The 16199-nt window shown below is 72.9% G+C and carries 16 protein-coding genes and 1 pseudogene; 12 read left to right on the plus strand and 5 right to left on the minus strand.

Annotation, left to right across the window (positions count from 1 at the left end):
* Nucleotides 1-304 precede the first annotated feature (304 nt).
* The 3 genes from ACFVX6_RS38360 to ACFVX6_RS38370 all read left to right on the plus strand — a co-directional run bounded on the left by ACFVX6_RS38360 (nucleotide 305) and on the right by ACFVX6_RS38370 (nucleotide 2493).
* Nucleotides 305-1705: a peptidase C39 family protein gene (locus ACFVX6_RS38360; protein ID WP_389699221.1), complete on the plus strand. Its 1401-nt coding sequence runs from the start codon at nucleotides 305-307 to the stop codon at nucleotides 1703-1705.
* An 85-nt stretch (nucleotides 1706-1790) separates the two neighbouring features.
* Nucleotides 1791-2216, plus strand: coding sequence for an SPW repeat protein (locus ACFVX6_RS38365; protein ID WP_382969758.1), 426 nt, complete (start codon nucleotides 1791-1793; stop codon nucleotides 2214-2216).
* Between the two features lie 118 nt (nucleotides 2217-2334).
* Entirely contained in the window at nucleotides 2335-2493 is a 159-nt protein-coding gene (locus ACFVX6_RS38370; RefSeq protein WP_243341628.1) for an SCO1431 family membrane protein, read from the plus strand.
* On the opposite strand, the gene ACFVX6_RS38375 is transcribed toward ACFVX6_RS38370, so the two are convergent.
* Genes ACFVX6_RS38375 through ACFVX6_RS38385 form a run of 3 tightly spaced genes read right to left on the minus strand, consistent with a single transcriptional unit; the run spans nucleotide 2468 to nucleotide 4904 of the window.
* Complete coding sequence (locus ACFVX6_RS38375; RefSeq protein WP_389699222.1) at nucleotides 2468-3406, minus strand: hypothetical protein; 939 nt, start codon at nucleotides 3404-3406, stop codon at nucleotides 2468-2470. The two genes, ACFVX6_RS38370 and ACFVX6_RS38375, sit on opposite strands and share 26 nt — an antisense overlap.
* Nucleotides 3403-4365: a DUF6114 domain-containing protein gene (locus tag ACFVX6_RS38380; protein ID WP_389699223.1), complete on the minus strand. Its 963-nt coding sequence runs from the start codon at nucleotides 4363-4365 to the stop codon at nucleotides 3403-3405. The genes ACFVX6_RS38375 and ACFVX6_RS38380 overlap by 4 nt, the downstream gene beginning before the upstream one ends.
* Complete coding sequence (locus ACFVX6_RS38385; RefSeq protein WP_389699233.1) at nucleotides 4356-4904, minus strand: DUF6230 family protein; 549 nt, start codon at nucleotides 4902-4904, stop codon at nucleotides 4356-4358. Before ACFVX6_RS38385 ends, ACFVX6_RS38380 begins: the two co-directional genes overlap by 10 nt.
* 188 nt (nucleotides 4905-5092) lie before the next feature.
* Between ACFVX6_RS38385 and ACFVX6_RS38390 the strand changes: the two are divergent.
* The 3 genes and pseudogenes from ACFVX6_RS38390 to ACFVX6_RS38400 form a co-directional block, all read left to right on the plus strand.
* Nucleotides 5093-5615, plus strand: a pseudogene (locus tag ACFVX6_RS38390) (TetR/AcrR family transcriptional regulator); the annotation flags it as partial.
* A gap of 475 nt (nucleotides 5616-6090) precedes the next feature.
* Nucleotides 6091-7260, plus strand: coding sequence for an acyl-CoA dehydrogenase family protein (locus ACFVX6_RS38395; protein ID WP_389699224.1), 1170 nt, complete (start codon nucleotides 6091-6093; stop codon nucleotides 7258-7260).
* A gap of 26 nt (nucleotides 7261-7286) precedes the next feature.
* Entirely contained in the window at nucleotides 7287-7472 is a 186-nt protein-coding gene (locus tag ACFVX6_RS38400; RefSeq protein WP_389699225.1) for a hypothetical protein, read from the plus strand.
* 306 nt (nucleotides 7473-7778) lie between these two features.
* Here the strand turns inward: ACFVX6_RS38400 and ACFVX6_RS38405 are convergent, their stop codons facing one another.
* On the minus strand, nucleotides 7779-8648 hold the full coding sequence (locus tag ACFVX6_RS38405; protein ID WP_389699226.1) for a GyrI-like domain-containing protein: 870 nt from the start codon (nucleotides 8646-8648) through the stop codon (nucleotides 7779-7781).
* Nucleotides 8649-8897: 249 nt separating this feature from the next.
* Between ACFVX6_RS38405 and ACFVX6_RS38410 the strand changes: the two genes are divergently transcribed.
* Both ACFVX6_RS38410 and ACFVX6_RS38415 read left to right on the plus strand, forming a co-directional pair.
* On the plus strand, nucleotides 8898-10031 hold the full coding sequence (locus tag ACFVX6_RS38410) for a hypothetical protein (RefSeq protein ID WP_389699227.1): 1134 nt from the start codon (nucleotides 8898-8900) through the stop codon (nucleotides 10029-10031).
* Between the two features lie 105 nt (nucleotides 10032-10136).
* On the plus strand, nucleotides 10137-11240 hold the full coding sequence (locus tag ACFVX6_RS38415) for a phosphotransferase family protein (RefSeq protein ID WP_389699228.1): 1104 nt from the start codon (nucleotides 10137-10139) through the stop codon (nucleotides 11238-11240).
* 27 nt (nucleotides 11241-11267) lie between these two features.
* Here the strand turns inward: ACFVX6_RS38415 and ACFVX6_RS38420 are convergent, their stop codons facing one another.
* A complete protein-coding gene (locus ACFVX6_RS38420) occupies nucleotides 11268-11717 on the minus strand; it encodes a hypothetical protein (RefSeq protein WP_389699229.1) in 450 nt (149 codons plus the stop codon).
* Between the two features lie 218 nt (nucleotides 11718-11935).
* Here ACFVX6_RS38420 and ACFVX6_RS38425 point away from each other — a divergent pair, with 218 nt between their 5' ends.
* The 4 genes from ACFVX6_RS38425 (at nucleotide 11936) to fxsA (ending at nucleotide 16097) form a co-directional block, all read left to right on the plus strand.
* Complete coding sequence (locus ACFVX6_RS38425; RefSeq protein WP_250741559.1) at nucleotides 11936-12376, plus strand: Lrp/AsnC family transcriptional regulator; 441 nt, start codon at nucleotides 11936-11938, stop codon at nucleotides 12374-12376.
* 223 nt (nucleotides 12377-12599) lie between these two features.
* A complete protein-coding gene (locus ACFVX6_RS38430; protein WP_389699230.1) occupies nucleotides 12600-14261 on the plus strand; it encodes an amidohydrolase in 1662 nt (553 codons plus the stop codon).
* A 336-nt stretch (nucleotides 14262-14597) separates the two neighbouring features.
* Complete coding sequence (locus tag ACFVX6_RS38435; RefSeq protein WP_389699231.1) at nucleotides 14598-15392, plus strand: polyprenol monophosphomannose synthase; 795 nt, start codon at nucleotides 14598-14600, stop codon at nucleotides 15390-15392.
* 111 nt (nucleotides 15393-15503) lie between these two features.
* On the plus strand, nucleotides 15504-16097 hold the full coding sequence (gene fxsA, locus ACFVX6_RS38440; RefSeq protein ID WP_389699232.1) for an FxsA family membrane protein: 594 nt from the start codon (nucleotides 15504-15506) through the stop codon (nucleotides 16095-16097).
* Nucleotides 16098-16199 lie beyond the last annotated feature (102 nt).

A 16199-nucleotide genomic window follows, 5' to 3' on the forward strand; every position in this document is an offset into this window, starting at 1 on the left:
CTCCCCACCCCCCCCATCCCCGGCGCCCCGCACCCCCACCGGACCCCCCCCCGCACCCGCCGGGTAGGCTGGAACACCCCCCCCCCTCCGGCGTTTGAGGAGCGGGGGTCCGGGGGCCGGCCCCCGGGGAACGGTGGAAGGGCGGGTAGGGGACAGCCCCGCAGGGCCCGCCCCGGGGAGCGGGGGACAGAGGGGGCCGAGCCCCGTCACCCCGACACGGCCCCTGGCTTCACGGCCCCGCACGCGGGAACTGGAAGGGTGTGCGGGAGCCGACCCGCCGCACCGACCCCTGGGGGCCACGCCGATGACCGCACCCACACCCCGCCGCGCCCTACTGGCGGCAGCCCTGGCGGCAGCCGCAGCCACCGTCCCCGGCGGCCGGGCCTCCGCGGCGCAGCCGAAGCCCGCCCCCGGGGGACCGGGGCAGGACACCCCGGCCCCGGCCAAGGCGGAGGCCGCCGGAGCCACCCGCAAGACGGTGGACAACCGCTTCTGGTACTCGTACGCCCACTGGACCGCCGGCCTCCACCAGGGCACCACCGCCATCGGCGGCGCCCGCCCCGGTCTGGAGATCAAGACCCCGACGGGCCGCACCGAGTACAAGGACCCGCACACCGCCAAGAAGAGCACCTGGGAGTACGCCACCTGGACCTCCCCGGTCCACACCTCGACCGTCCCCGCCACCGAGGCCATCGCCTCCTGGAACGCCCGGACCCCGGCCGGCACTTGGATCCAGGCCGAACTGTGCGGCACCTACACCGACGGCGCCGCCACCCCCTGGTACGTGATGGGCCGCTGGGCTTCCGGCGACGGGGACATCCGGCGCACCTCCGTGGACGGGCAGACCGACGGCAAGTCCACCGTCTGGACCGACACCCTGGCCGTGGACGCCCCCGCGAGCGGGCTGCGGATCAAGGACTGGCGGCTGCGCCTGACCCTGTACCGCAAGCCCGGTGCGAGCCGCGGCCCCACGGTGTGGCTGGCCGGCGCCATGGCCTCGGACGTCCCCGACCGGTTCACCGTCCCGGCCTCCACCGCCGCCGGCGGGGCCCACGAGCTGAAGGTGCCGAGGTACTCGCAGGAGACGCACGCCGGCCAGTACCCCGAGTACGACAACGGCGGCGAGGCCTGGTGCAGCCCCACCTCCTCGCAGATGATCATCGAGTTCTGGGGCCGCCGGGCCAGCGCCTCCGCCGTGGCCTGGGTCAAGAAGGACTACGCGGACCCCCAGGTCTGCCACGCCGCCCGCTCCACCTACGACGCCGCGTACAAGGGCTGCGGGAACTGGCCCTTCAACGCCGCCTACGCCGCCACCTACCGGCAGATGGCCGGCGTCGTCACCCGCCTCGGCTCCCTCGCCGACCTGGAGACCCTGGTGCGGGCCGGAGTCCCGGTCATCACCTCGCAGTCCTTCACGGCCGAGGAGCTCACGGGCGCGGGCTACGGCACGGCCGGCCACCTGATGACCGTCATCGGCTTCACCGCCGCGGGCGACGTGATCGCCAACGACCCGAACTCGGCCGACAACACGGCCGTGCGCCGCGTCTACCGGCGCCGGCAGTTCGAGAACAACTGGCTGCGGACCAAGCGCCACAACGCGGCCGGCAAGATCGTCTCCGGCACCGGAGGCGTCTGCTACCTCTACGGTCCGATCCGGCCGAACCCGGCCCAGGTCCTCGCGCTGAGGGCGGTCGGCGTGCTCTGAGATTTTCGCGTTGACCCGAATGGCATGTAAGTGCAACATAAAGGGCAAAAGGGCAATAGGAGCTTCTCATAGGAGGCAGCCCGCCATGACCACCCAACCGAGAATCGAACACCACCCCGACCTCGCTGAGATGCGCTCGCGGTTCGAGCGGGTCACCAGCACTCCGAGTGCCCAGATCGTCGAGGCGCTGGCCCTGATGACGGGCCTGTACATCGCCGCCTCGCCGTGGATCGCCGGATTCAGCGGGCTCAGCTCGCTGGCGATCAACAACCTGATCGCGGGCCTGGCCTACTGTCTGTGCATGAGCGGACTCGGCTCCGCTTACGAACGCACCCACGCCATGGCCTGGACGGCGGTCGGTCTCGCCGCATGGACGATCGTCGCGCCCTTCGTCATCTCCGGCGACGTCAGCACCACCCGCACGGTGTGGAGCAACGTCCTCGCCGGCGGTATCGCCTTGTGCCTGGCCCTGGCCATGGCGGGCATGGCGGGCCGCGACCGCACCACCTGATCCGGTACGCACGACCCCTCACGCCCCCGGTCCGCACCACGCGGCCGGGGGCGTGAGACATGCCACCCGTGACCATCGTCTCTACCGCGAGGGCCGCCCCCGCTGTCACATTGGAGGCATGACCGCACACAGCGCCGCCCTGACCGCCCGCGCCCGCAACCTGGTCCGCACCGGCGGCCCCGAGGACGATTCCTCCTCCTGGCTCGAGCACGTGCTCGGCTGGACCCTGGTCGTGGTCGTGGCGATGTTCGTCACCCAGGTCGGCTGGTTCTTCTAACCTCCGGCTCGACCCCGGCCGCGACCTCCGGCTCGGCCCCCGCCTCGGCCGCCGGCTCCACGAGCCAGTGCCGGTCCGGAACGCCCACCAGCCCGTACAGCGCCCGCACGGGCGAGCGAGCCGGCAGCAGCACCACCCCGGCCACCAGGGCGAAAACCCCGATCCCGGCCCACCACCCCAGCAGCCGGACGAGAACGCTCGCGCCCAGCGCCCCCGCGAACGGCAGCCCGTAGACCCCCGCCCCGGCGATCGCCACCGCGATCACCCCGGGCACCTTGAGGTCCGCCGCGGCGCCCGGCAGTCGCCAGCCCTCCACCAGCCAGCCGATCTCGGCCAGCAGCATCGTGCCGATGACGGCCGTTGCGAAGATCAGCACGGCCAGGAAGGTGCCCGAGGTCGCGAAGGCCAGGACGCCGTTCGCGACGCCTTCCGCCGACCAGTCGTCGAAGGCCCGCGGATCGGCGCTCAGCAGCCGCTCGTACCCCCTGCCGTCCCACCCGTGGATCAGCGTGAAGAACAGCAGGAAGTACCCGGCCACCGCCTGGAGGTACCCCCAGTACCCGGCCCCGACCAGGACGAACAGGCGCGCCGCCAGGAATCCGAGCAGCGCCCCGACCACCACCGAGGCCCCGTAGAAGAGCGCGAAGCCGGCCCACACCCCGTCGTGGTCGCGGGCCACGTGCATCGTCGACCAGGCCGGGTTCTGCCACAGCAGGTACGCCCCGGTCGGGGCGGGCAGCAGCGCCGCGTAGAGCAGGGTGAGCGCGAGGTACGGATTGGCCGCGCGGCTCCTCGTACGGACCCCCTCGCCCCGAACCGACCGCTCCCACCACTGGAGCTGGCGCCCGGCGGCCACCGCGAAGGTGGCGCCGATGCCGTACGCCCACAGCGGCGCGGCCTGGAGGGGGATCACGAGGCCACCAGCCGCAGGTTGTCGGTCTTGATCACGTCGGAGGTGACGAGCGCCTGCTCCGCGCTCACCTGGGTCATGAAGACGAACGGCGGGATGACCGGGGGAGCGGGCAGCCCGTCCGGGCTGAAGGTCACGCACAGCAGTCCCTCGATGCACCCGCTGAACCTCGTCAGGTACAAGGTCACGTCCCCGCTCAGGTCGAGCCTCTTCGCGGCGAGCCCGTACTCCTCGCGTCCGTCACGGCTGCGCAGCTCGTAGTCGGTGAGCGTGGCCGCCCGCATCCGCAACACCAGCACCTTCAGCGGGCCGTCCACCGTGGGCACGTGGGTGACCCCCGCGAAGGCGAACCCCTGCGGGGCGAAGAGCGAGGTGGTCACGGTCGGGGGAGTGCGCGCGGCCATCGGCGGACCGGCCGGCGCGGCCCGCGCCTCCCCGGTGCCCGCCACCAGCGAGGCGAGCAGCACCACCGGCAGCGCGGCGGCCAGGGTGCGCGGCCCGCTGCCGTCCAGGCTCGGGACGTACGGGCCCTCCTCGCCCGCCTCCGGATCGGGCCGCGGGGTCCAGCCGAAGGCCAGCGCGCTGCCCGCGATGCCGAGCAGCATCCCGACGAGGAAGCCCCCGAGGTTGGTCGCGACGAAGGACAGCACCGAGAGCAGCAGCGCGTGGATGGAGACGTAGGCGCGGGTCTGGGGCAGCAGCCACAGGAACAGGCCCGCCGCGATCAGCGCGAGTCCGATCCCGATGGCTGCGATCCCGCCGAGACCCAGGCTGACCAGCACGGTGAGGGGGGAGAGCGGGACCAGCAGCAGCTCGGTCCCGCCCAGGATCACCAGCAGCCCGCCCCAGAAGGGGCGGGTGCGGCGCCAGGCACGCAGCCGCCGCCGGGGGCCGGGCAGCGGGAGCCGGCGATCCAGCCACCCGCTGCCCGGCCCGGCGGTCCCGCGCAGGCCTAGAAGCACTTCTTGCCGTCCAGGCTGACGTTCAGCTTCAGGCCCTTGAGGTGGAAGTTGCCGCCGGTCGCCGACCAGGCGTGCGACTTCACGTCCACGACCTCGATGTCCCCGGCCTGGAGGCCGAACTTGCCGGCCTCGCCCTTGATGCCGCCGACCTGGTCGAGGGTGGAGGCGTCGCGGCCGATCTGGGCCGTCCCGAAGACGGCGTCGCCGGCCAGGTCCTCGCCGTCGATGACGAGACTGCTGGCGGTGACGGTGCCGGCCGGCCCGCCGGCGGTCAGCTTGAAGACCACCTTGCCCACCGGGGTGTCCACCTCGGCGGCCTGGCAGATGTCCGTGAGGGTGGCCTCGCCGATGCCGAGCAGTGCGACGGGATGGCCCTTGCCGTCGACGGAGCGGTCCGTCTGCACGTAGGAGGCCAGGCCCTTGCTGCTCAGTTTCGACGAGGAGACCTGGAAGCTGGTTCCCGAGACGGCGAAGGAGGCGGCGAGCGCGCCCTGCGCCATGACCATCGCCATCGCTCCGACCGCGACGACCGCGGGCATCGCGACGGCGGCCGTCTTCTTCCAGTCGACCCGGCCCTCGGGGGTGCTTCTCTTCGTGCTCGTCCTGCCGTTGCCCATGATGTGTTCCTCCCGTACGTCGTCCGGTGCGCAGGGGGAGTGCAAAGGGGGGTGCACAGGGGTCTGCCATACTGCGGGCTTCCTGTGGCAGTTCGAGGCTAGGGCTGAATTTGAATAATAGTCAACAGCGCGGAACGACCGGGCGTTCGCAGGTTCGGCGGGCCGAACTCATAGCGATCGGGCGGAAGTTGTTCGCCGACACCTCGTACGACGCGCTCTCCATGGACGACATCGCCAAGCACGCGGGCGTGGCCAAGGGGCTCATCTACTACTACTTCAAGAGCAAACGCGGCTACTACCTGGCCATCGTCGAGGACTCGGTGGCCGAGCTCGTGGCCCGCGCCGCCGGCGAGAGCGAACTGCCCAACGCGCAGCGGGTGCGCAGCACCATCGACGGCTACCTGTACTACGCCGAGCACCACCAGGCCGCCTACCGCACCATCGTCACCGGCGGCGTCGGCTCGGACTCCGAGGTCCTCGCCATCCGCGACGCCGTCCGCGAGGAACTCATCGCGACCATCGCGGAAGGCGCGTACGGCCGCCGCGAGATCCCGCCGATGGCCCGGCTGGCCCTGGTCGGCTGGCTGGCGGGGGTCGAGGGCAGCACCCTCGACTGGATCGGGCCGGCGGAAGCCCCGTCGCAGGTCCCTGCCCAGGTCCCGGCCCAGCTCCGGGCGGAGGTTCCGGCGGAGGTTCCGGCGGACGCGGCGGCGGACACCCCGGCCCCGTCCCCGGCCCCGTCCCCGGCCCCGTCCCCGGGACTGGCCACGGAGGGTCGCGGACCAGGAGCTCCCGGCCATCCCGGCCATCCCGGCCATCCCGGCCACCCCGACCGGGCCGAGTTCGGCGCCCTGCTGGTGCGCACGCTGCGCGCGACCCTGACGGTGATCGAGGAGTTCGTCCCCGAGTGCCCGGCCCCGCCCGTCCCCGAGGAAGATCTCGTACCCGTGACGGGAAGCCCCTGATCGGGCATACTCAACCGCCGCAGCCCCTTGAACAGGACCTTCCCGCGATCCGGGAGGGCACCATCGGTTGTGAGCCCCGAGACCCGGCGACGCGTACCACCCTCACGCGCCGCCCCGTGCTTGAACGTGAGGAGAGCGCCGCCATGACCGACCGCGCGCCGCAGGTGGACCGATCGCTGCCCACCGAGGAGTCCCGAGACCTGCTCGCGCTCGTGCGCGAGATCGCGCAGCGGGAGATCCGCCCCCGGGCCGCCGAGGAGGAGGACGCCGGCCGCTTCCCCCGGGAGGTGTTCGCGCTCCTCTCCGAGTCCGGTCTGCTGGGGCTCCCGTACGCCGGCGAGTTCGGCGGCGGCGACCAGCCGTACGAGGTCTACCTCCAGGTGCTGGAGGAGCTGGCCGCGGCCCGCCTGACCGTCGGTCTCGGCGTCAGCGTGCACTCGCTGGCCTGCCACGGCCTGGCCGGCTACGGAACCAAGGAGCAGCAGGGCGCCCACCTGCCCGCCATGCTCGGCGGCGGGCTGCTCGGCGCGTACTGCCTCTCCGAGCCGGCCTCGGGCTCGGACGCGGCCTCCCTGACCACCAAGGCGGTCCGGGACGGCGACGACTGGCTGATCAGCGGCACCAAGGCCTGGATCACCCACGGCGGGGTCGCCGACTTCTACACGGTGCTGGCCCGCACGGGCGTGGACGGCCCGAAGGGCATCACCGCCTTCCTGGTCCCGGGCGACGCGGAGGGCCTCACGGCGGCGGTCCCCGAGAAGAAGATGGGCATGAAGGGCTCGCCCACCGCCCAGCTGCACTTCGACGGCGTACGGGTCCCCGACACGCGCCGCATCGGCGAGGAGGGCCAGGGCTTCACCATCGCCCTGGCCGCCCTGGACGCGGGCCGCCTCGGCATTGCCGCCTGCGCGATCGGCGTGGCCCAGGCCGCGCTCGACGAGGCCCTGGCGTACGCCCTGGACCGCAAGCAGTTCGGGCACCCCATCGCGGACTTCCAGGGCCTGCGCTTCATGCTGGCCGACATGGCGACGAAGATCGAGGCGGGCCGCGCGCTGTACCTGGCGGCGGCGCGGCTGCGCGACGCGGGCAAGCCCTTCTCCCGCCAGGCGGCGATGGCCAAGCTCTTCTGTACCGACGCGGCGATGGCCGTCACGACGGACGCGGTCCAGGTCCTGGGCGGCTACGGCTACACGGCGGACTTCCCGGTCGAGCGGCTGATGCGCGAAGCGAAGGTCCTCCAGATCGTGGAGGGAACGAACCAGATCCAGCGCATGGTGATCGCCCGCCACCTGGCGGGCCCGGAATCCCGCTGACCGGCCGGCCCGGGGCGGAACCGGCCGTGGTGGAGACGCGGGGTGGCGGGGCGGAGCTGACCGCACGGGAGCCCCTGACCGACGCCGAGCCGAACGGACTGTTCTGCGCCTCTTGGCCCGGTCACCGGGACACGTCCTTCGCGCCGGTCCTCGCCGAGTTCCACGCCCGGTGCGGTTTCCGGCCGACGGCGGCGGGCCTGCTCGCGCTGTGAGCGGTCAGCCGCCGAAGAGGGGGCCGGTCGGCCAGATGGGGGAGGAGGCGATCCGGGACCACTCCGGATCGCGCTGCCCCGGCACGGTCCGGCCGTCCTCCTCCCACCGGGTGAGCAGCGCGCTGTAGATGGGCGGGTCGGGGGCCTGCCGAACCGATTCTTCGTGCCCTGCGGCAGGCGCTCGCCGCCGGCGCCCCACCCTCGGCGTGGAAGTCTCCATCGTGGTCATACCGGGCCAACGCGCCACCGGACCCACGGGTAACCCCGCCCATCCGTTCGACCTGTCCCCACCGGGTCCGCAATCCGTCACCCCGGTTCGACGGGGAGCCACAGCTCGCAGGTCGCGGTGCTGAAGTCGTCCGCGCGCTCGAGGAACGCGACGATCGAGGGACCGGGCCGCAGGCGCCACGGGTTGGAGGGGAACCACTCGGTCGCGGTCGCGGCCCAGGTCGTCTGCAGGGCCTGCGGATGGGGTCCGGCGGTGCGGAAGACCGCCCACCTGCCGGCCGGCACCTCGATGGCGTCCAGGCCTTCGGGGGGCGCCGTCTCCCGGGACACGGCGACTCCGTGCAGGTAGGTAAGTTCGCTCCCCTCCGTGCCGTCGGGGTCGACGTCGTCGGACACTTGCAGCAGGCCACCCGGCTCGGTGTCGCCGAGGGCCTTCAACCGGAGGTGCTCCGCGGGCGGCAGCGCGGTGATGTGCTGCTGAATGTGCGGGTTGACGCCCTGGTGGACGAGCGGAACCCGGGCGGCGTGTCCGACCAGCCGGAACGCTGGGCGGTCGACGAGGCGGGTCTCCATGGGGATGCTCCCTTCGACGGTCAGGCGGATCCTGAGCCGTGGTTGTGTGCGCAGGGGGCCTCCGTCGCGGCGCACGTCACGGGGGCCGACGCCGTGGACCGCGCGGAACGCGCGTCCGAACGCCTCGGTCGAGCCGTATCCGTACCGGACGGCGATGCTCAACAGGTCGTCCTCGCCGCGGACGACGTCGGCGGCGGCGACGGTCATGCGACGACGGCGCACGTACTCCGACAGCGGCATGCCGGCGAGCGACGAGAACATCCGGCGCAGGTGGTACTCGGTCGTACCGAGCCCCCCGGCCAGTCCGCGGACGTCGAACTCCTCGGCGAGGTGTTCCTCGACGAGATCGACGAGCTGGTTGAGTGCCGAGATCACGAGGCCTCCTTTCGATGTCAACCCTGCCCGGTCGCACCCCGGCGGGACCCGACCGCTGCGATCCGATCCGATCATGCGGCCGTGCGGACGCGAAGCCGATCGCGACCCGCCACCCTCGGCCCGCCCGGGCCCCCGCACGATGTGTCTCCCTGACAGTTCGTGCCACAACCCTGTTCCCCGCCCCGCAATCTGACGTACCGTCATCTCCGCTCAGGTGTCATCCCTCGCATCCGTCCCCGGAGGTTCGCCATGCCCGCCGACCGGCCCGTACCGCTCGACGAATACCCCATCCACCAGGCCCCGTTGTCGATGAAGCACCTGGTCACCGGCGACCGGAACGCCTACGACCGCTGCATCTTCCACGTCTTCGACCACGCGGGCCGCGCCGTCCTGATCCTCGGCCTCGGCGTCTACCCCAACGCCGGTGTCATCGACGCCTACGCCACCCTCCGCGTCGGCGACGAACTCCTCGCGGTCCGAGCCTCCGACGCCCTCACCGACGACCGCATGAACCTCTCCGTCGGCCCCCTCCGCATCACCGTCGACGAACCCCTCCGGCGGATCACCCTCACCTGCGCCGCCGACCCCGAGGACCCCGACGGGCTCTCGTACGAGATCACCTGGACCGCCGAGTTCCCCGCCGTCTGGGAGCCGCACCACACCCAGCGCCGGGGCGACCGCCTCATCCTCGAAGGCCGCCGCTTCGTCCAGGCGGGCAGCGTCACCGGCACCATCCGCGCCAAGGGTGAGGAGTTCACCCTCGACGCCGACTGGACCGGTACCCGCGACCGGAGCTGGGGGGTGCGCCCGATCCCCGGCGAGGAGGGCGGCCGGGCCGCCGAGGAGCACCGGCCCGAGGGCTTCCACTGGCTCTGGATCCCCGTCCGGTTCGAGGACCGCTTCCTGATGGTCATCACCCAGGAGGACGCCGACGGCCACCGGGCCCTCAGCGAAGCCGTCCAGGTCTTCCCCGAAGGCAGCGGCCGCCACGACGTGCAGCTCGGCTGGCCGCACACCGACATCCGCTACCGCCCGGGCGGCCGCCACCCCGAGAGCGCCGTCGTCCACCTCACCGATCCGGCCGGCCGCAAACCCCTGGAACTCGGCGTGGAGATCCTGGCTTCCTCCCCGCTCGCCGTCGGAGCCGGCTACCCGCCCGCCTCCGACTGGCAGCACGGCACCTGGCAGGGCCGCGGCTGGACCGACCGCCGCACCTACGACCTCTCCGACCCCGCGGCCCACCCCATGGCCGCCTTCGGCGTCACCGACCACGCGGCCCGCTTCACCCTCGAAGGCCGCACCGGCTACGGCATCTTCGAACACGGCAGCTTCGGGCGCCACGACCCCAGCGGCTTCGCCGACTACGGCTCGGTGGCCCCGTAGCCAGGCCCTCCCCGGCGGGAGGGCCGGCGCCGCCACCAGTCCCAACCTCAGACCTCAAGCCTCAAGCCTCAAGCCTCAACAGCCAAGCCAGAGAAGGGGTTTCCCATGGCAGGACCGGCACCGCGCCCCCGTACCTCCACCCGCGAACCCGAGGAGCTGGGCCGGCGCCTCGCCGCCTGGCTCGACACCGAGCTTCCCGGCGCGAAGGTCACCAACATCTCCGTCCCCGGTTCCAACGGCATGTCCAGCGAGACCCTGCTCTTCGACATAGAGCACCCCGACGCCCCGATCCACGCCTGCGCGCTGCGCCTCGCCGCCGACCCGGCCGCCTACACCGTGTTCCCCACGTACGACATGCCCCGCCAGCACCGGGTCATGAGCCTGGTCGCCGCCCACACCGACCTGCCGGTCCCGCGCGTGCAGTGGCTGGAAGAGGACCCCGGCCCGCTCGGGGCCCCGTTCTTCGTGATGGCCCGCGCCGAAGGGCGCGTACCGCCCGACGTGATGCCCTACACCTACGAGGGGAACTGGCTGCACGCCGCGACCGACGCGCAGCGCGCCGCGCTGCAGGATTCGAGCATCACGCTGCTCGCCCGGCTGCACGACCAGTTCCCGCCCGAGGAGGCGCGGTTCCTCCTCCCGGAGGGCGACGGAAGCCCGCTGCGCCGGCACGTGGAGGCCCAACGCGCGTACTACGACTGGGTGGTTGCGGGAAAGTCCCGGTCACCGCTGCTGGAGCGGGCATTCGCCCGGCTGGAAGAGCTCTGGCCCGCGGACGACGGCGGCCCGGCCGTCCTCAACTGGGGCGACGCGCGCATCGGCAACGTCATCTACGAGGCCGACGGCTTTGAACCCGTGGCCGTCCTCGACTGGGAGATGGCGGCCTGCGCCCCGCGCGAGGTCGACCTCGGCTGGACCGTCTACCTGCACCGGTTCTTCCAGGACCTGACCATCGGTTTCGGCCAACCGGGTCTGCCGGACTTCCTGCGCCGCGAGGACATCGAGCGCCGGTACGCCGAACTCACCGGGCACACACCGCAGGACATGGAGTTCCACACGCTCTACGCCGCCCTGCGGCACGGGATCGTGATGCTGCGCATCGCCTACCGGCAGGCGCACTTCGGCGAGGTCGAGGTCCCGGCGGATCCCGACAGCCTGATCCTGCACCATGCCAGTCTCACCGCCATGGTGCAGGGAACGTACTGGTAAGCGACCTGGTGGCCGCTCGGCCCGGGCTCAGGCGGCCTGCGCGTGCTGGCGCATCTGCGGCATCGCCGCGGGCGCCGGCATCCGCACGGGACGCGAGCCGGGGCCTCCGACGTGCGAGAAGGGCTGCGTCCGCCAGTCCAGGCCCTGCGGCAGCGCCAGGTGGACGACGGGCTCCAGCTCCGGAGCCTCGCCGTCACCGAAGTCGAGGGTGGGCAGCGCGTCGGAGGCGGGCCGCCCGGTGCCCGCGCACACCGTGAGCCCGAAGGGGTTCCACGGGGTCAGGCAGAGGGCGTGCTCCGGCAGGAACTCCTCGTCGGCGACGAGGGCGATCGACTGGCCGCAGTCGGGGCAGGTCGCGTGATGGATCTCGAATCCCTCGGCGTCGTATTCGAGGTACTCGTCGTCGTCGGCGTAACCGCTCTCGACGATTTCCAGGGGCTCCGGTTCGATGCGACCGGCGCGCTTGGTGTTCAGCATGGATGTACTCCCCCTTGGGTGGGCCGGGCGGGCAGGTTCTTCGGCCACGGCCACCCCAAGCACTTCCCGTCGCGCGGCACGAGTAACCACATCCGGCCGCCGTACGCCCGCATACCCCTGTGGCCTTGGTCACATGCCTGCCGCAGGTGCCACCTCAATCCGTGGACACGGCTGGGCCTGAACGGTTCGGGGCCGTAAGTTGTGCGGCTATGAGCGCAATGGAGGAGCTGGACCGCCAGATCGTGGATCTGCTCGTGCGGGACGGGCGGATGAGCTACACGGACCTGGGCAAGGCCACCGGACTGTCCACGTCGGCGGTCCATCAGCGAGTACGCCGCCTGGAGCAGCGCGGGGTCATCCGCGGCTACGCGGCGGTCGTCGACCCCGAGGCCGTCGGCCTTCCCCTGACGGCCTTCATCTCGGTCAAGCCCTTCGACCCGAGCGCGCCGGACGACATCGCGGAGCGGCTGGCCGGGGTTCCCGAGATCGAGGCCTGTCACAGCGTCGCGGGCGACGAGAACTACATCCTCAAGGTCCGCGTGGCCACCCCCCTGGAGCTGGAAGACCTCCTGAGCCGCCTGCGCGCCCTGGCCCACGTCTCCACCCGCACGACGGTGGTCCTCTCCACCCCGTACGAGGCCCGCCCGCCCCGGGTGTAGTAGATCCAGCCCGGGCAAGTCCACCCCGCCGGCCAGATCCAGCCCCGCCGGCGTTTGAGGCGCGGGGGCGCGGGGGCCGGCCCCCGGAACGGCGCCGCACCCGGCAACGGGTCCGGGGCGCAGCCCCGGGGAACGGGCGAAGGGCGGGTAGGGGAATCGCCCCCCGGCCCCCTGCGAAGGGGCCGTGTTCCGCGGCGCGCAACGCACCCGCCAGACTGTCGGCATGACAGACCGCACCGCCGACTCCGCCAACGCCGCCGGAGGCCCCCGCACCGCCGACTCCGCCACAACCGCCGGAGGCCCCCGCACCGTCCTCCTGCGCGGCGGGGAGGTCCACAGCCCCGCCGATCCCTTCGCCACCGCGATGGTCGTCGAGCGCGGCCACATCGCCTGGGTCGGCTCCGAGGGCGCCGCCGACGCCTTCGCGCAGGGCGTGGACGAGGTCGTCGACCTCGGAGGGGCGCTCGTCACCCCCGCCTTCACCGACGCCCACGTGCACACCACCTCCGCGGGCCTCGCCCTGACCGGCCTGGACCTGTCCACGGCCGCCTCCCTCGCCGAAGCCCTCCGGCGTGTGCGCGCGTACGCGGACGGCCGCCCCGCCGACCGGGTGCTGCTCGGACACGGCTGGGACGCCGCCCGGTGGCCCGAACGCCGCGCCCCGCGCAGGCAGGAGCTCGACGAGGCCACCGGCGGCCGCCCGCTCTACCTCAGCCGCATCGACGCGCACTCCGCCGTGGTGACCACGGCCCTGCTCCTGCTCGTCCCCGAAGTCCGCGCGGCCGCCGACGAGCCGCTGACCCGCGACGCCCACCACGCCGTACGCCGCGCCGCGCTCGGCGCCCTCACCCCGGCCCAGCGCGCCGAGGCGCAGCGGGCCGCCCTCGATCGCGCCGCTTCCCTCGGGATCGGCTCCGTCCACGAGTGCGGCGGCCCGGAGATCTCCTCCCCGGAGGACTTCAGCGGCCTCCTGGAGCTGGCGCAGACGCACCCCGGCCCGCGGGTCTTCGGCTACTGGGCCGACCGGGACCTCGCCCGGGTCAAGGAACTCGGCGCCGTCGGAGCGGCCGGCGACCTCTTCGTCGACGGAGCCCTCGGCTCGCACACCGCCTGCCTGCACGCCCCGTACGCCGACGCGGACCACACCGGCACCGATTACCTCGACGCACGGGCCGTCGCCGAACACGTGGCCGCCTGCACCGAGGCGGGCCTCCAGGCGGGCTTCCACGCCATCGGGGACGCCGCGATCGCCGCCGTGGTCACCGGGGTCCGGGCCGCCGCCGACAAGGTCGGCCTGGACCGGGTCCGCGCGGCCCGGCACCGCGTCGAGCACGCCGAGATGATGACCCCGGCCACCATCGCCGCCTTCGCGGAACTCGGCCTCACGGCCTCCGTGCAGCCCGCCTTCGACGCGCTGTGGGGCGGCGAGGAGGGCATGTACGCCGACCGGCTCGGCGCCGAGCGCGCCCGCACCCTCAACCCCTACGCGGCCATGCTCAAGGCCGGCGTCCCCCTCGCCTTCGGCTCCGACGCCCCGGTCACCCCCCTCGACCCCTGGGGCACCGTCCGCGCGGCCGCCTTCCACCACACCCCCGCCCACCGGATCTCCGCACGGGCGGCCTTCGCCGCCCACACCCGCGGCGGCTGGCGGGCCCTGGGCCGCGACGACGCGGGCATCCTCGTCCCCGGGGCCCCGGCCGACTACGCGGTCTGGGACACCGCCGAACTGGTGGTCCAGGCACCTGACGACCGGGTCGCCCGCTGGTCCACGGACCCCCGCTCCGGCACCCCCGGACTGCCGGACCTGACCCCCGGCGGCGAGCTGCCGGTCTGCCTCGCCACCGTGGTCGGCGGCCGGGAGGTATTCGTACGGCCACAGGGGTGATCCGGGTGGCCGTGGTTCGGTGAGGGCGGCCGGACCCGGATAGGTTCGGCCGGGTCCACCACCGGACGTCCGAACCGGACGGAGCCGATCGCTCAGCCGCGCCCGCGCCTCGGGGGCGAGGGAAGGTTTCGCCGCAAGGGTGTCCCCCCTGCTCCGCAGGAGACTTGGGGGCGGTGGCCTCAGATCGGGGCCCTGCGGTCCAGTAGACAACGGTCAGGCGGCCCGCAGCCAGCGGGAGCCGGTCCGGCCCGAAGGACCGCGGGCCCCGATCGCTGTTCTAAAATCATCCTCTGCGACACGACGTACAGGATGTACGAGAACGCAAAAGGGGAATCAGTGAGCGACGGCGGACAGCGAAGCTACGGACCGCTCGGCACGGCCTTGGTGATCATTCCGACCTACAACGAGGCGGAGAACATCGGGCTGATCGTCGGCCGCGTCCGCGCGGCTGTACCCGGGGCCCACGTCCTGGTCGCCGACGACAACAGCCCGGACGGCACCGGAAAGCTCGCCGACGAGCTGGCGGCCTCGGACGACCAGGTCCACGTCCTGCACCGCAAGGGCAAGGAAGGCCTCGGGGCCGCCTACCTGGCCGGCTTCGGGTGGGGCCTGGAGAACGGCTACGGCGTCATCATCGAGATGGACGCCGACGGCTCCCACCAGCCGGAGGAGCTGCCCAGGCTGCTCACCGCCCTGGAGGGCGCCGACCTGGTGCTGGGCTCCCGCTGGGTGCCGGGCGGCCGGGTCGTCAACTGGCCCAAGAGCCGCGAGTTCCTCTCCCGGGGCGGCTCCACCTACTCCCGGCTGATGCTGGGCGTCCCGATCCGCGACGTCACCGGCGGCTACCGCGCCTTCCGCCGCGAGACCCTCGAAGGGCTGGGCCTGGCCGACGTGGCCTCCGCCGGCTACTGTTTCCAGGTCGACCTGGCCCGCAGGGCCGTGCAGAAGGGCTTCCGCGTGGTCGAGGTGCCCATCACCTTCGTCGAGCGCGAGTTCGGTGACAGCAAGATGAGCAAGGACATCGTGGTGGAGGCCCTCTGGAGGGTCACCCAGTGGGGTCTCAAGGAGCACGCGGGCAAGCTCTCGGACAAGGTGTCGGACAAGCTGACGGGCAAGGCCCGGGACAAGTAGCCCGAGCCGGGGCCGGGACGAGAGCCCGCGCCGGGCGGTCCGCCACCCCTAGGGGATGTCCGGTACCTCCGGCTGAGGACGTCTTTACCCCGGCCCGGGCACACTGGGGGTATGACGACCGGAGTTCCGACCTCTACGGCCCCCCGGCGGCGTTCGCCCGCCCGTACGTACCTTCCCCTGGCCATCGCGGCCTGGCTGATCCTGGAGATCTGGCTGCTCGGCCAGGTCGCCGGACTGATCGGCGGCGGTGGTGTCGCCCTGTTGCTCGCGGGCGGCCTGGTGCTGGGTGCGGTGGTCATCAAGCGGGCCGGGCGACGTGCCTTCAAGAACCTGACGGACACCTTCCAGCAGGCCCAGGAGGGCCGTCAGCCGACTCCGCCGCAGCCCGGCAAGCCCGGCACGGGCAACGGCCTGACCATGCTGGCCGGCCTGCTCCTGATGATGCCCGGCCTGATCTCGGACGCGGCCGGCCTGGTGCTCCTGCTCCCGCCCGTCCGCGCCCTGATCGGCCGCCGGGCCGCCCGCTCCCTGGAGCGGAAGATGGCCTCCGCGCCGGCCGGTTCCTTCGGCGACGCCTTCCAGCAGGCCCGGATCCACTACCCGGACGGCAAGGTCGTCCCGGGTGAGGTCATCCACGGCGAGGTCATCCGCAAGGACGGCCCGCAGCGGCCCGACAACGGCCACCGCCCGCCGCTGACCCCCTGACGGAGCGGTACGGAGCACCGACAAAGCCGAGGGGCCCCACCACACACTGTGTGGTGGGGCGGCCCCGGGGGGGGGGGGGGTTAGGGGGTGGGGGGGGGGGGT

Source organism: Streptomyces sp. NPDC058289 (assembly GCF_042880975.1).
GTDB classification, from domain to species: Bacteria; Actinomycetota; Actinomycetes; order Streptomycetales; family Streptomycetaceae; genus Streptomyces; species Streptomyces stoeckheimensis.